Below are 14235 nucleotides of genomic sequence, written 5' to 3' on the forward strand. Positions count from 1 at the left end.
GCAGCATTCGCATAGCCAACGAAACGTTACACCTCAATTGAGACTCAGGCCGCAAAAGTCTCAATTGAAGTGTAACGTTTTTCCAGAAATTGTCCGAGTCCCAGTTTGAAGTGTAAATCGACACGACAGAATCCGGCAATGAAATTGAACTGCTTCCCAGCATATCTTTTCACATCCGATAATGCAAACTTATTGGACATAGTGGCGAACGGCAAAGCGGGGCGGTTTCCACACTATCTGGTAGGCAAAAGCGCCGCGACAGGATAGTCTTGTGGCATGACATACCAACCCGCCACGATCTCCAACGACCTAGGCAACCTACCTCAACTACCGAGCTGGGTCACCTCCGCGCGTCCCGAAACCCTTGAAACTGTGGCCTTTCGGTCAGGGGTCGCGCTGACTGTGCTCGATCAACTGGTCAGCGATCCGAGGCACGGCGTGCCGCTGAAACTGTTCGCCAATCGGATGGCGTTGAGCGCGGCGACCGCGACCTCGAAACTGGAAGGACGGTTGGCGCGGGAGGCGGATATCCGCGACGCCTTTCATCTGACGCCGCCGGGCGAGGTGCGCGGTCCCGATGGCGATCTGCTGGCCTTCTGGCGCGACGGAGGACGGCTTCCTCCGAATGGGAGTGGGGAGATCGCCGACCTGGTTGGAGCAGACTTCGCGGACGAGGTGGGTGCCTGGTTGAACGCCGGACAAGAGCGCGCCCTGACGCATGGACCGCTGGCTGGGTGCGCGGCCATGCTGCGAAGCGTACTCGAGGCCGACGACCGGGCGGAGCGGGTCGCTTGCCTGCTGTCCGATGTCGTCCTGGCGCGGGCACTGAACTGGAAGGTCATACTGCCGGTTTCGGCGCGGCGGCTCACAAAGGCGGCGCTACGCGACCTGTCCGCGAACGGGCAGGGGGCCGAGCTGACGATCCAGGCACGGATGCTCGAGTCCATCGAGGAGACGATCCGGTTGGCGCGAGACCTTTCCCGCCGTGCCGATGCGCTTCACGCGATTGCGCCGAAGCTCCGGGCGAAAGGGTCGGGCGCTGCGGTTGATCTGTTCCTGACCGAGGATGCCGTGGCTCCAGCGTCGATGCTGTCGCCGCGTATTCGTGGAACGTCGATCCCCATGACTGACCGCGCCGCGCGGCGGTTTTGCGACCGGCTTGTTGAGTTGGGCGTGGCACGGGAACTGACCGGGAGGTCGACCTTCCGGCTCTACGGGATCGCATCATGACGGTCGCGACAAGAAAACGGAAACCGGCGGAGGAGGGCGGCGGCTTCTTCGATCGGGAGCTTGACGATCTGCCACAGGAACTGCGCTGGCGCGAATGGATGGGGCGGATCGAGGCGGTGCTCTTCGCCTCCGCCTCGCCGGTCGGCCGCGACGACCTGGCCCGCGTCGTGGGGCAGGGGGTCTCGATCGAGATGCTGATCGACGACATCCAGGCCGAGCTGGTTGGTCGACCCTACGAGCTGGCCCAGGTCGGACACAGCGTGTCAGGCGGTGGCGGCTGGATGTTCCGAACCAAGACCCAGTTCGCAGACGCCATCAAGGCCGCGGCTGATCTTGGCGAACAATCCCTCGCCTTCACCGAGATGGAGATGGGGGTGCTCTGCGCCATAGCCTATCACCAACCGATCGACCGGGCGGGACTGAAGGACATCTTTGGCAAAGAGGTCAGCCGCGATCTGCTGGCCCGGCTGCGCTACAATGATCTGATTACCAGCGGCCCGCGGGCACCACGGCCGGGCGCGCCGCATACCTTTGTGACGACGGAGACGTTTCTGGTGGCGTTCGATTTGCAGAGCTTGCGAGACCTGCCGGACATGGAGGTCGTGAGGCCATGACCGCGTTAGGACCACTCTCCGAGGAACTCTACGAAAGAGGATGGATTTGCCACGAAACGGGACTGTCGAACGAGGCTGAGTTGGCCGCCGCAGTCCTTGCGACCGCGAGAGACCTGGGTGCCATCATGAAAGGCCGCCGCGGTGCTTATGTGGAGAGGCTCGAGAGTCTAGAGGGAGACAACGCTCCGGCGGCCTCCTTGAGTGCACAGTTCGGGCGCAGTAGGTTTCCCTTTCACGTCGACATGGCGCACCTGTCAACGCCCTGTCGCTACATCGTTTTGGGGTGTGGGTTCGCTGAAGAAAGACCCGCTGCCACTCTGATCCAGAGTGTAGCGGATTTGAAGTTTTCACCGGAAGAAGCCGATTGCCTGCGCAATGGCGTGTTTCTTGTTAGGAACGGGCGCCGTTCCTTCTACGCATCGGTACTGAGTGAGAAGCAATACTACTTTCGCTGGGACCCAGGGTGCATGCTGGCCAAAGATGACTATGCAAGTTCTGCGCAAGCTGCGATTGAACGGGAACTTGGAGACATTGAACCAGTTCGGCATCATTGGAAAGTCGGGGCTATCCTTGTTTTGGACAATTGGAAGTTGCTTCATGGTCGGGAAAGCTGTGATCGCGAAGGCGCACGGCGTGTGATTTATAGGAGCAGTGTTTCATGACTGGTGGAGTCGCGCCAGCGTTGGATAGAGATGCGCTTTACGCAAAGTCCAAGCTCTACATCCGCAAGGCGCTAGTCAGGAAAGTGTCTGAGGAGTTGGACGAGTACCAACTTTGGGCTTCGTTGGCCTTGGAGCTTCTCGGCAAGTCAGCCCTCGCCTCCCATCACCCCAGTCTTGTCGCCGATCCGAACCACTACCAGTCAATGTTTGCTGCCAGCGGTATCAATCTGTCGACTGACGTAAAGACGATCACTGCAAAGACCTTGTACGCGCGGCTCCGGCACCTGATCCCTCGCTTCGACGAAAAGAACAAAGAGTTCTGCGACCAGATTGCACTCCGTCGGAATGCAGAGTTGCACTCCGGTGCGACACCTTTCAGTGCGATGTCACTCGACGCTTGGGAAAGCAACTTTTGGTATGCATGCGAGACTATCCTCGCATACATGGAATCGGACTTGGAGAGTTGGCTCGGAATTGCCGACTCCTCGGCTCCGAAGGCTATACTCGAGGCGAGCAAGGCAGCACGACGACAGTCGGTAGAGCTTCGGGTTCAACGACATCGAGAAGATTTCTCTGTTCGAAAGAAATCCGAAAGAGATGCTGCTCTTGCGGAGGCCGAATCCAAAGAAGCGTATCAATATCGAAATCTGTTCACTCGGCTCTTGGAGGAAGAGTGGCCATTGGAGTGCCCGGCTTGTCATGGCAAGGCATTCTTAGCTGGCATTCAGATTGGTGAGGACGTCGTTGACACACAGCCTGACGGTTACACCGTTTGGGAGACAGTCGAGAAGGACCTCTCAGCCGAAGAGTTCAAATGCCCGGTATGCAAACTCGGCTTGGACGGCACTGACGAACTAGAGTATGCGGGGATCGATATCTACCACACCCTCAGTGTCGAAAGAGAGATGGAGTTCGAGCCGGACTACGGCAATGACTGATTTGGAGGCCGCAAGGTGCGAACGCATGTCAGCTCCAATCAACATGGTACTCGGCACGTCGCCAATGAGAAACTTCGCGGGCTCCTCGGAGCATTGGCCCAACTGGCGAAACCACGCGTTCAGACGGTGTCGCCGGGAAAATCATAAATCCTGATAACTAACTGCTCGACGTTCTCGGGGCTGGGATCGACTTCTAGTGCTTTGTTCACGAGGTCACCGGGATTTCCGATATATTCCAGTGCCGTTCGAAAGTACTGAATTTGACCATCTCTGCCGGAGCCTGTTGGCAGGTTGAGACAGACTAGACCCGCGTGCAGCGTGCAGTGGCTGGCCGACATAGCATGGTGTTTGGCTAGCACTGCCGACTCTTGGTCGGAAGTCATCTGAGTTCCTAGTGACGAGTGTCCAGTCGTCATCGATGATAGCGTGCATTAGCTGGTGATCTTTCCAGCCTTGCATGCCTCGCCGAGTGACATGCGCGCTTTCAACATGGCCGGCTTCAATTGCCAATTCAACCAAGGCGATGGACAAGCACTCATCGATTAGAAACTTCACGAGTGCTCGCCTTCGCTTAGTGCGCGCCCGCCAGGTCGACTGTCTCTTCTGAGACAAGGCGTCGAGGCTTGGTGCTTGCGCGAGGTCGCCCAGTTCGTGGGTGGGCGGTGACGTATAACGCGGATGCCTCGATATCTTCGCGGCTCAAAGCCGGAAAATCCTCCAACATCGTTTCCAGGCCGTCGACGGCAAGTGCGTCAGCAACCTCGTAAACACTGATCCGCGTTCCGCGCACAACTGGGACGCCACCTCTCACGTCCGGGTCTTCAATGATGCGATGAAACGCGTCGTTTAGTCTGTTCAAGCCAGCCATCGCCGCACTTACAGGCTCTCCCAGCGAGAGTATGACACAGCCGCTTTCAAACCTTAGGGCCTTCGCGTGTTCAGGCTCGTCTCGAAGACGGGGCCAATTGTCCTTGGCGAATCTCTCAATCATTCGCATGGCTTCGAGCCGCATACCCTTGCTCAGCTTGGAGCCATCGGAAGCACCAAAACTGACCATAGGTACGGCGTAAGCGCGCACTGCACGACGTGAGCCGAGCTTAATGCAGACGGACTTGGGAAGCACGGCATCGTCAATCAGGCGGTTGATCTTGCGGACGGAGACGCCCGTAACCGCGGCAGCCTCATTGATCAAAATCGCTTTGCTTGGCGAGATCGTGTGTGCGTTCGGGTTTGGCATGTTTCGTCCCCTAAAACGTTTCCGAAATTCGGATGACTTAAACATAGTCCACCTAAGCGCGCTTTTCAAGGCAACACCACGGGTCCTCCACGAAGCGTTGAGGTGCCTCGATTTTTGCTAATCGCTTCTACGGGTTGCCTGCTCAAGTCACCATCCGGACTCAAAGATCAGGTGAGGAAATTTTTCGCGCTTGTCTCATAGCGGGAAACTGCGCGCTGATATGATGGACTACGCCTAGCCTGGCTGCGCCTGCCACCGCTTCACAACAGCTTCCCGAAGTGTCGTCTGCGTCTGTTCCGGCGCACATCTGATGTACTTCAGAGCTACCGCTAGGTTGTCCTCCGACAAACCAGCGAGAAAGCTTAACGCCGCATCTATGGAGAACGGCTGGTTCTGCAACTCCTCGAAGTTGCTCGCGAGAGCGGTCCAGATTGCTGCGTCGAATTCTGTCGTAGCCAACCATGAACGCACCGCGCTGACTGACGCCGGGTGAAGCTCCATCGCCCGAAAACTTGCTTCACCGGTTAGCCGATCAACATATCCGGCGCCGTTAACGTGTTGCATCCCCTCTCGTACCCGAAGGTTCTCCCTGGCTGCGCCAAGTTCGCCGTTGCTGCTCATCGCAACGTACGTCTTGCAAGGGGCGCCGTTGGTTTCGTCAATGACCAAAGTCAGCCGACGGTGAGCCTCTCCTTGGCCCGAGATGCGGCTAAACTCGATCGGAAGCTCTGGGCCCGATGGCTCAAACGCCGAAGAAATCTCCAAGTTTCGCGGATCCCATTGTAGCGACCCCCAAGCTAGAACAGCAATCTTCATACGATTGCCGAGCATACACGAATTCGGAGCGGCACAGAGAACATCATCCCGCGAGGCGCGTCCTGAATCGCTTCAATGCGACCCGATCTTCAGCCGTCGTAGCAAAGTATCGCGCTGGGTGGTCCCGTGAGTAGGTACGGCTGACGCGGCCATCACCGATCTCGTCCAAAACCATTGCTACGGCCGGATTGAACCTCCGAAGCGGCAGTCCGCTCCTATCGAAAAGGTCCGAAACATCCATCGTGCCATCGCCTTCCAAAACAAGATCAATGAGGATGATTGCGTCGACGTGCGGGTATGTTTTCATCACGATCGGATCGAAGACCTGAAACAGCTCTTCAGTCGCTCGTATTCGAGGAAGTCGCGGGCCAATCACGTGGGACAGCTCGACGCAACCTTCTATTTCAAGTTCGGCCAACGCCTCTTCCAGCTCCCTCGGTTCTGACGCTTCAAACGCCGCCAGAAGGTTCTCCTCGTCCACGTGTTCCGGCAGACCTTTCTCAGAGCTGTCACAGATCCATCGACCAACAGATGTTGCCAAAGCACCAAGTTCGCCAATTGTCGCTGCCTCGGAAGGCTGCTCCGACATCTTAATGGTATCCGGAGCAATACACTCGTGGTCGGGGAACTCGATGCCCGAGATCCAGTCGTCCAGCGAGGCGACCACGACTTGACAGAGCCTCGCGAACTCTCGCACGTCGCTGCCAATTAATTGTACGGTCTCGCCCAGCCTCGCGTCCAGAGCATTCTCGGCGAACTTGGCGTCGACCATGCCGAGGTTGTGTCCAATGACGTGACGCTTCTGGATGTTGAGTTCGAGCGCGCCCCGCTCTTCACCGGAAAGTCCGTGATATGGGTCGATGCCGAATTCGGCATAGCGCTTCCGAGCCCGTTCGACATTCTGAAAATCGTTTCGGACGGGTTTGGTAGAGTCGGCGTGATCAGGATTCGACGAGACCATGTGTAAATAGACGACCTTCTGCACCGCTTCGAAGGCGGTCAGAACGTCCTCATGTGCGTTACCCATTAGCCGATTCACAGCACAGGCACGACGACCGAACCTCATCAGGCCTACCTGTTTCGGGCAACCGGCATGCCACTGGAAGAGATCGCAGGTGACAACGTCGCCGAGCTCATCGCTGAGAAGCAGGTGAATAGGGTCGATCCCGAAATCGAACGGCTTCTCGGTTACAACGCCGCCCAGTTCCGCCAGATCGTTTTGCTGCCCCAGGGGGATTTCCGGAAGATTCTTACAGCCACAAATGATGAGCGCTCGCCAATTCTCAAGCGCCTTTTCAACGTCAGGCTCTACGAGGATTTTGTCGAACGGATCAAACGTGATGCCGCAATGCTGTACCGAGAGATCAGCGAAGAACGTGTTCGCCGCGACACGCATTTGGGTGACCAAAGCGAAGAAGAGTTGGTTGAGGCGATCCGCCTGATGAATGAAGAGATCGCGAATCTCGAAGGTTCCGTGAAGTCTGAGATCGAGGCGCTGGCTAAGTGTCAGAGATCCTTGGCCGCGGGAGAGAGCTTAGCCGAAAAGTTCGAGGCCCAGGCGTTGGCAAAAAACGAGGAGAGCTCGCTTCTGTCCGAAGCGGATACGATCAAGGTGAGTAAGTCGCGCCTCGCGAAAGCAAGGTCCGCGCAAACCGTCTTGGTTGCCGATGCAGCAATGCGAACTGCGGATGAAGAGGCCAAGGCGTCCCAGGTCCGTCACGCGTCGGCAAAAGAAACTTTAGCGTCCGCCCAGGCAGCTTTCAGTTCAGCCGAGGAGACGCTCAAGCGAGCCGACAATCAGAGGAATGACCGCGACGCTGCCCACGCGCGCGTGCAAGAGCTGGAGCGCTTCGAAGGAACGCTCAGCCAAGTCCGCGACTTGCAGACGAACCTTGAGGCTTCGCGCGCGAAGAAGAAATCAGCCGCTGAGAAACAGGCGGAGGCCGAACGCAAACGGAAGGATGCCGACCAAGAGATGACGGCGCTTCGCAATCTCCAGAAGGAGCAGCCGACATACGCACGCGCGCTTCAAGATGTCGGCAATACACTGTCTGCGCTGGAGCGAGAGTCAGAGACGTTGGCTCGGTTTGAGGTCGCTGAGACCAAACGAAATCTACAGGTAGCTGAGGTCGAACGCTTACAGACTGAGCATAATGCTAGAAATGACCACCTCGACGTCTGCAAGGTCGCGCTGAAACGTGCCGAGCAGGACTTGACGGACGTACAGTCCCTTCACGTAGCCAAAAAATTGCTTCCAGGGGAGCCCTGTCCGGCCTGTGGCTCGCGGGATCACCCCGATCCGGCAACCGGCAATCCGGAACGTAGGGGACGTCACGATCAATTCGAAAAGGCGACGCAGGACCTTCGCGACGCCGAACGTGATGAAGTAGAAGCCAGAACAGCATTGATTGCAGCGAAGTCTTTACTCGCTGAAAAACGATCTGAGCTAGATGGTCTAGATCGCCCAGAGCGGGATCGGCAAAGCCTTGATCTCGCCGTCGCGGAAGCGCGCGACAAGAAGGCCGCTTTGGACGCGGACACACGATTTTCCCAACTCGAAAAGAGAATTTCTGCGGCTGAAGTGTCTGTTGAGGAAGCAACCTCTCAGTATGAAGTGGCACGTCAGGAGTTCTCGGAAGCTCGGGACGCTGAGACGCGTGCCAATACTTCCTATGTGACCGTTCTTCGCGAGGTGCCTCAGGACTGGCGACGGGGCGACGCCTTGGAAAAGGCGCTGTCCGCTGCAGTTGCAAAGCGGGACGAACTGACTGCAGCCCTTGAGAAAGCAATAGACGGCGAAAAGGCGGCGGCGATCAATCTAAGCGGAGCCCAGGAAGCAGTCGCGAGTGCTGCCGCAAGTGCAGAAAGAGCGAGCCTGGCTCTGTCCAAAGCCAAGTCAGAGTTCGGCGAGCGGATGAGCACGGCCAAATTAGACGTGGCGAGCTTTGAAGCTGCAAAAGAGGACGTTCCTCATTGCGACGTGTTCGAGGAGCAGATCAGCTCGTACAACCAGCGCGTGGCGGCCAATAAAGCGCAGCTTGAAAGACTGTTGCAGGAGATCGGCCAGCGAACCTCTCCAGACATCGAGGCATTGACGGCTGCCAGGGACACCGCCCAGTCAAAGCTGGAAGACGGCCAGCAGACCCTGACCCGTTTGAAACGTGACCTAGAAGCCAAGCTCGAGACGCAGCAAAAAGTCGACGCGCTTTCGACCCATATCACGGAACTCGAGGCGGAGTATGGTCCAGTCGGCGAGCTCTCAAACCTGGTCAACGGGAACAATGATCGGAAGGTTCGGCTCCCCGATTTTGCGATTGCGGCGATGTTCGATGAGGTCCTGGTTGCCGCCAATCATAGGCTCGGGCCAATGACAGATGGAAGGTATCAACTCCTTCGACCGGACGATGTTGTTGGCGGGCGGCAGAAACGAGGGCTGGATATCGCAGTCTTCGACGCCAACACGGAGAAGTCGCGCCCGACAAAGACGCTGTCTGGAGGTGAAGGGTTTCAGGCCTCACTCGCGCTCGCTCTCGGACTGTCTGATGTCGTCCAACAGAACAGTGGCGGCATCAAGCTGGATGCCATCTTCATCGACGAGGGCTTCGGGACTCTAGACGAAGACACTCTGAACACGGCGCTTGAGACGCTCTACGAGCTAACCAACGATAAACGGTCGGTTGGGTTGATCTCTCATACTGAGCAAGTGAAATCCATGATCACGGAGGGATTTGACATCGAGGTCACCCCCTCTGGCTCCCACGTTCACCCACGAAGATCCGCGGCTTAACCAGAGGAGATCACCATGCCGTATTCCACGAACCCTAAAGCCCAGCATGTCTGGGAGAAAGCGCGCCGCGTAAAAGGGAAGAACCCCAATCTTTATCGGCGGGACGCTCAAGGCAACCTGATATACAAGCCTGCCTACAACCGAGACAGCCCCTTGGGTTGGCAGGTTGATCACATCTGGCCAAGGTCAAAAGGTGGGTCGGATGCACGCCGTAATCTTCAAGCTCTTCAAACTGCCGCAAACAAGCGCAAATCGAACAAGACGCCCAGAAGGGCGAAGGCATCGTCTCGGAAGCGCCGGTGGTAGGTCTGGTATGCGAGACGGCGAGCATTGCTAACAGGAAAGAACTTGCATGGCTAGATGTACAGCACCAGTAAGAGGTCACAAGTCTGCAGCTGCGGCTGCCAACTGTCCGGTATGCAGGCACCGTTATGGGGGTTCTCGCAGTTACGGCGGTTACAGTGGTAGTTTCAGTGGCTACGCTTCAAGCCCATCGCCTTCATACTCTTCTCGTGGTCAAGGTAGCGGTCGGAGTGGCAGTTCAGGGCGGCGTTCCAAAAAGCCGCGGTGGTCGGCAGCCAGTTCAGGTGTTTGGTACACACCGGAACAAGTTTTGGCGCTTACTCCGGTCAGAGAAAATGTAGAAAACCTCGCAGTTTCGCAACCTGACCTTCGAGACGTGTTCCTCTGCCATGCCTGGGATGATCGGCAAGGCGCTGCCAAAGAACTGCACGATCTACTAGAAGCTCGTGGCGTTCGGGTGTGGTTCAGCGAGAAAGACCTTGGCCTGGGCGTGCCTATGATGCGCGCGATCGACAAAGGCTTGGTGAACTCCCGTGTCGGCATCGTTTTGGTGACACCGGCCATGTTGAAACGCCTGCCTGCAGAAGGAGTGGCAGACAAAGAGCTTTCTGCGCTCTTGAGACGTGAGCGATTGGTTCCCGTTGTTCATGGAACAACATACGAAGAGCTTGAGCAGGTCAGCTTGTTGTTAGCCTCTAGAGCAGGCCTCAGCACGGCCGAAGAGCCAATGGTTGAGGTTGCGAAAAAAATAGCCGAACTGGTCGCCACTTAACTTGTATGGACGCGACCACGTCTTTGGAATTTGATCAATCCGGGAATTCGAAGAAGGAACCAATTCTGGGGTCAAAGTTGTCCGGCACGACGATAGCGACACTCTGGCGTGCTCGCGTCACTGCCACATAAGTCTTCGTCTTGGACTGCCCGTCCAATCCCATACTGCCAGACTTTAGGAATTCTCGGAACTTTGCGTGGGGGTAGATCAAGACACGTTCAAAAGTCATTCCCTTGGAATCGCCAAAGTTGAGGGGGCTGCCGAGTCTGGTTCCTCCTGCCTTGGACCACTGTAGGGTTTGTGGTGCGAAAGTTTCAAAGTAGCGTTTCGAGTCTCCTTGGCGGACTAGGTAGACCCCATCATGTCCGGTAACTTCCTGGTTTTGTGATGCCGTCGGCTCACAATCGGGAAAGAACTGATCTGCGAAATCACAGATCCCCTGCACGCATCTGTGAGAATGGGATTGATGTTCAATCTGGACCAAACCATGACCTTCCCACTCAGCAAATTTGTTGATGATTTTTTCTCCAGAGAATTGCCTGTTCTTTGGATTATCGTTCGTCGAGAAGGTGGCCTGACGGTGGTCCCCGATTAGGGCCACCTCAACGGCTGACTTGAGAAGGTGCTCAATCAGTTCAAGGTCCCAACCCGCTAGGTCCTGAGCCTCGTCCACTATGACGCGGTCGAATACTCGCTGAATGCGGCTGACCGGCAGCTCACCCGTTTCATCAATGACCCTGCACGCGAAGTCCGTTGCACGGTCTGACCAGATCCTTTTCGGCGACGAGAAATAGTATCCTGCAATCTGGCTTTTGCGGAAGCGTCGCCGGGAAGCGGGCGCGCGCTCAAAGTTGATAGTGTCGACACGTCTCTCGTGAAGGTGGTTCTGATAGGGGCGAACAAAATGGGCGAGAACAAATGAGTACCAGGTGGAAATGGTGACCTGCGGAGGGATTGCCCCAAAATCTCTGTATGCACGGGCTTCCAACTCACTACGGCCGTTCAGGGTGTAGGTTATGAGTGCAGTCCGCTTCTCAGTGTTCTCACAAGCTAGCCTTACCGCTGTCGTGGTCTTGCCCGAACCCGCAGCGGCGAGGACGACACGGTCAACGGATTGCGTCACGAATATACTCCGGGATCACAAGTGCATCCGCGTGCTCAAATAGGGTCAGGGCTGTGTCGGTCTTGTTTGCCTCCATGTGGTCTAATAGCTCAGCTTCAGTGGTAAATGCAGTTCCAAGCATCTGATTTAATTTCTGCAGCCCATTCGCCTTTGTGAGTTGAGGCTCTAGGGTGCGCGCGTTCGCATCGCCGTCGATGTGAATGTGAATCGTCTCGTCGCTGTCATAGTCGACAAAGAGGGCCCTTTTTCCATCAGGGTCACCGTCGTTGTCTCGGACAATGCTTACGTCCAGTTTCAAGAGCCGCGCGATGTCCAAGAAACGCTTGAAAGAAGTGCCAACGGAGATCACCTCCACACGCTGCTCGAGAGGCAAGGAACCATGTTGCTGGCGAAAGCCCTTTTGCACAATCAACTCGTCCGACGGTCCCTCAACCAGAATAGAGCGTGATGCGAGGATTAGCCTGAGCGTGTCATGACCTGGCAGACGTTGGAAATAGGATTTTGTATCTGCTGGCAAATCATCCAACGTAACCGCGCTTTCGCCGTTGAACATCATCACCCGGTCAATGCCAAGCTTGTTCAGAACAAAGCTGCTGTGGGTGCTGACGATGAGCTGCTTTCCCTCGCACCGGTTAGCTAGGTGTGACACTAGCCGTCCAAGATTTGTATGCGAAAGGTGGTTCTCAGGCTCCTCCATCAAGAACAGATCGCAGCTCTCGGCTGCCTCGATCGCCAACTTGATCTTCACCGAGTTCTGCTCACCTTTTCCGACTAGGGTTAGCGGGATGCTGTCGAGATGCGGAAGAACACCCGTCTCCCAACTCGCACGGGTCGTGGTGTCCATCGCAACAGAGAGCACTTTGTCTGACACTACTCCCTGCTTGGCAGCGAGGTCGGCATTTATAGCCTTGATCCGGTCATCATCCTCAAACTCGTCACGCATACTCCGGTAGGCAAGTGCAAGATCTACCGACTGTGGTTTGGTAAGGTAGTCCCGAACAATTTCTAAGACGTATTTGTTTGCGGCATACGAGTTTGAGATGTTGCTTGGGTCAATCAGGGCCGTTTTCAGAGGCATGGACTGAACACTAAGCGATGCACCAGCGAAAGACTCCCAAACAACCTTGTAGTATTCGATTGGCACGCTATTGAGCGCTGCTGGATTGGCGACATACGAAGCGAATTCCGCCTGAAAGGCTTCATCAAGGCGGATGCTTAGAGAGACACCGCAAGCATCGGCCTTCTCACTATTGTTGGAGCCGCGCAGCGCGGCCACGTCGGGAGTGTCTGCCAAGAAAACTTCAATACTGATTTCAGGTGGTGCGGTCGGATTACCTTGCCGGTGAGCCTCGATGAACTGGGAAACTGCATCGACATTAATTAGGAACGGATGTAGCTCATACTGAATCGCGCGCCGATTTAATTGCCCTCGGAGTGCTAGGTTTATGGCTTCTAGAAGGGTGGACTTGCCGGCTTCATTGTCCCCGACTACGACGTTCACTCCTTCATTAAAGACGACGTCGGCAGCCTTCAATGCACGGTAATTCTTGATTACTACTCGCTGGATAGCCAATTTACATCTCCAATAGTCCTTAACGAATATCTCAGTCAAACTTCATTCTTCACGCTCGGTGCCTAAACTATGCGTGGAGAAATCCTCGACGCAACCAGAGCGTCGTAGGACTCAACGTCTTAACCATCGTCGCAGACATCAGCGCTGTTTAGTAGCAAAAGAACATCCGTTTGCCGCCCTCAGCTATTGAGTACGTTCAGAATATCCACCCGCTCCAGCGCGCATCGCAGTGCCTGGTTCGAAACTCTCACATAGATCTCTGTCGTTTTGAGGTTCGCGTGCCCAAGCAGCGCTTGGACCATCCGGATGTCGATGCCTTCTTCGATCAGCAGCGTCGCGGCCGAGTGCCGAAACCTGTGCGGGGTGAGGTGGGGTTCGATACCGAGGCGTTTTGACAGCGCTCGCAGGCGCTTCCGGAACGTCGCGGCTCGGAGCCGCCGTCCGACCGTGTTGAGGAACAGCGGCGACGCAATGGGGCCATGTTCGGAGCGCATCTGACAGTAGCGTTGAAACTCTTCCTGCAGCTCCCGGTTCGGCACAAAAACGATCCGCTCCTTGCTGCCCTTGCCGTTTACGAGGATTTGGCTGCCGTCCGGCGACACGTCGCGGACCTTCAAATTTGTCAGTTCGCTGATCCGCAACCCTGTCACGATCAGCAGCTTGATGATCAGGAGCGTGACGGCACCCTGCGAGGCCGGCGCCGTGGAGTTTGTGCCAGACATCGGCCGCACGGCGCTTTGACTTTCGCCGTACTCGAGAACCGTTTTGAGCGTCTCTCGGTCGATGGGGCGCGGCAGACGGCGGGGGATCCTCACAGAGATACGGACGTCCTCAAAGGGCGAGGGCAGGGCGCTGTTCCGATCTGCGCGCCACGCGAAGTAGGACTTGAGGGTCACAAGACGCCGCTCGATGGTCGCGGGCCTGGCGCCCAGTTCGTCGCGCAGATGCCGGTGGTAGGCGAGGATGTCGTCTTTCGATAGTGGGTCACCGAGGTGGTGCGCCTTGGTGAAACGCGCGAAGGTGCGCAGATACTGGGCGTAGGCCCGGAGCGTATGGTGACCAAGGCTGCGCTCATCGCGGCGCGAGTTGACGAAGGCGGTGTGATCGAAGCGGGACATGCTGAACTCCTTTTCTTGAGTTCAGCCAGTTCAGCACAGACAGGTCGCTCCGCCGAAATCAC

At 56.6% G+C, this 14235-nt stretch carries 14 protein-coding genes and 1 pseudogene; 7 read left to right on the forward strand and 8 right to left on the reverse strand.

Annotated features, from left to right (window positions below):
• Positions 1-276: 276 nt before the first annotated feature.
• From AAFN47_RS26720 to AAFN47_RS26735, 4 genes are read left to right on the forward strand one after another with little or no spacing between them, the layout of a single operon-like run.
• Complete coding sequence (locus AAFN47_RS26720) at positions 277-1230, forward strand: DUF1403 family protein (protein ID WP_499812280.1); 954 nt, start codon at positions 277-279, stop codon at positions 1228-1230.
• Positions 1227-1844, forward strand: a complete 618-nt coding sequence (scpB, locus tag AAFN47_RS26725; RefSeq protein WP_306007284.1) for an SMC-Scp complex subunit ScpB — start codon at positions 1227-1229, stop codon at positions 1842-1844. The genes AAFN47_RS26720 and scpB overlap by 4 nt, the downstream gene beginning before the upstream one ends.
• Positions 1841-2506 carry a Fe(II)-2OG oxygenase family protein gene (locus AAFN47_RS26730; RefSeq protein WP_499812281.1) on the forward strand — a complete coding sequence of 222 codons (666 nt, stop codon included), beginning with the start codon at positions 1841-1843 and terminating at the stop codon, positions 2504-2506. Before scpB ends, AAFN47_RS26730 begins: the two co-directional genes overlap by 4 nt.
• Positions 2503-3444, forward strand: a complete 942-nt coding sequence (locus tag AAFN47_RS26735) for a hypothetical protein (RefSeq protein ID WP_499812283.1) — start codon at positions 2503-2505, stop codon at positions 3442-3444. Before AAFN47_RS26730 ends, AAFN47_RS26735 begins: the two co-directional genes overlap by 4 nt.
• A gap of 119 nt (positions 3445-3563) precedes the next feature.
• On the opposite strand, the gene AAFN47_RS26740 is transcribed toward AAFN47_RS26735, so the two are convergent.
• The 5 genes and pseudogenes from AAFN47_RS26740 to AAFN47_RS26760 form a co-directional block, all read right to left on the reverse strand.
• On the reverse strand, positions 3564-3827 hold the full coding sequence (locus AAFN47_RS26740) for a hypothetical protein (RefSeq protein WP_499812313.1): 264 nt from the start codon (positions 3825-3827) through the stop codon (positions 3564-3566).
• A 16-nt stretch (positions 3828-3843) separates the two neighbouring features.
• Positions 3844-3999 (reverse strand): annotated as a pseudogene (locus AAFN47_RS26745) (DUF5615 family PIN-like protein); the annotation flags it as partial.
• Positions 4000-4015: 16 nt separating this feature from the next.
• Positions 4016-4681 carry a DUF433 domain-containing protein gene (locus AAFN47_RS26750; protein ID WP_499812284.1) on the reverse strand — a complete coding sequence of 222 codons (666 nt, stop codon included), beginning with the start codon at positions 4679-4681 and terminating at the stop codon, positions 4016-4018.
• 234 nt (positions 4682-4915) lie between these two features.
• Entirely contained in the window at positions 4916-5302 is a 387-nt protein-coding gene (locus tag AAFN47_RS26755) for a hypothetical protein (protein ID WP_499812285.1), read from the reverse strand.
• Between the two features lie 238 nt (positions 5303-5540).
• Positions 5541-6524 carry a hypothetical protein gene (locus AAFN47_RS26760; protein WP_499812286.1) on the reverse strand — a complete coding sequence of 328 codons (984 nt, stop codon included), beginning with the start codon at positions 6522-6524 and terminating at the stop codon, positions 5541-5543.
• 66 nt (positions 6525-6590) lie between these two features.
• Here AAFN47_RS26760 and AAFN47_RS26765 point away from each other — a divergent pair, with 66 nt between their 5' ends.
• The 3 genes from AAFN47_RS26765 to AAFN47_RS26775 all read left to right on the forward strand — a co-directional run bounded on the left by AAFN47_RS26765 (position 6591) and on the right by AAFN47_RS26775 (position 10359).
• Entirely contained in the window at positions 6591-9284 is a 2694-nt protein-coding gene (locus tag AAFN47_RS26765; protein ID WP_499812287.1) for an SbcC/MukB-like Walker B domain-containing protein, read from the forward strand.
• A 15-nt stretch (positions 9285-9299) separates the two neighbouring features.
• Positions 9300-9590 carry an HNH endonuclease domain-containing protein gene (locus AAFN47_RS26770; protein ID WP_499812288.1) on the forward strand — a complete coding sequence of 97 codons (291 nt, stop codon included), beginning with the start codon at positions 9300-9302 and terminating at the stop codon, positions 9588-9590.
• A gap of 307 nt (positions 9591-9897) precedes the next feature.
• Entirely contained in the window at positions 9898-10359 is a 462-nt protein-coding gene (locus AAFN47_RS26775) for a toll/interleukin-1 receptor domain-containing protein (RefSeq protein ID WP_499812289.1), read from the forward strand.
• Positions 10360-10393: 34 nt separating this feature from the next.
• Here AAFN47_RS26775 and AAFN47_RS26780 read toward each other — a convergent pair whose 3' ends face one another.
• The 3 genes from AAFN47_RS26780 to AAFN47_RS26790 all read right to left on the reverse strand — a co-directional run bounded on the left by AAFN47_RS26780 (position 10394) and on the right by AAFN47_RS26790 (position 14173).
• Positions 10394-11482, reverse strand: a complete 1089-nt coding sequence (locus AAFN47_RS26780; RefSeq protein ID WP_499812290.1) for a UvrD-helicase domain-containing protein — start codon at positions 11480-11482, stop codon at positions 10394-10396.
• Complete coding sequence (locus AAFN47_RS26785; protein WP_499812291.1) at positions 11466-13055, reverse strand: ATP-dependent nuclease; 1590 nt, start codon at positions 13053-13055, stop codon at positions 11466-11468. Before AAFN47_RS26785 ends, AAFN47_RS26780 begins: the two co-directional genes overlap by 17 nt.
• Positions 13056-13234: 179 nt before the next feature.
• Complete coding sequence (locus AAFN47_RS26790; protein ID WP_499812292.1) at positions 13235-14173, reverse strand: tyrosine-type recombinase/integrase; 939 nt, start codon at positions 14171-14173, stop codon at positions 13235-13237.
• Positions 14174-14235: the final 62 nt, after the last annotated feature.

The organism is Hoeflea sp. CAU 1731 (assembly GCF_039888615.1).
GTDB lineage: Bacteria > Pseudomonadota > Alphaproteobacteria > Rhizobiales > Rhizobiaceae > Flavimaribacter.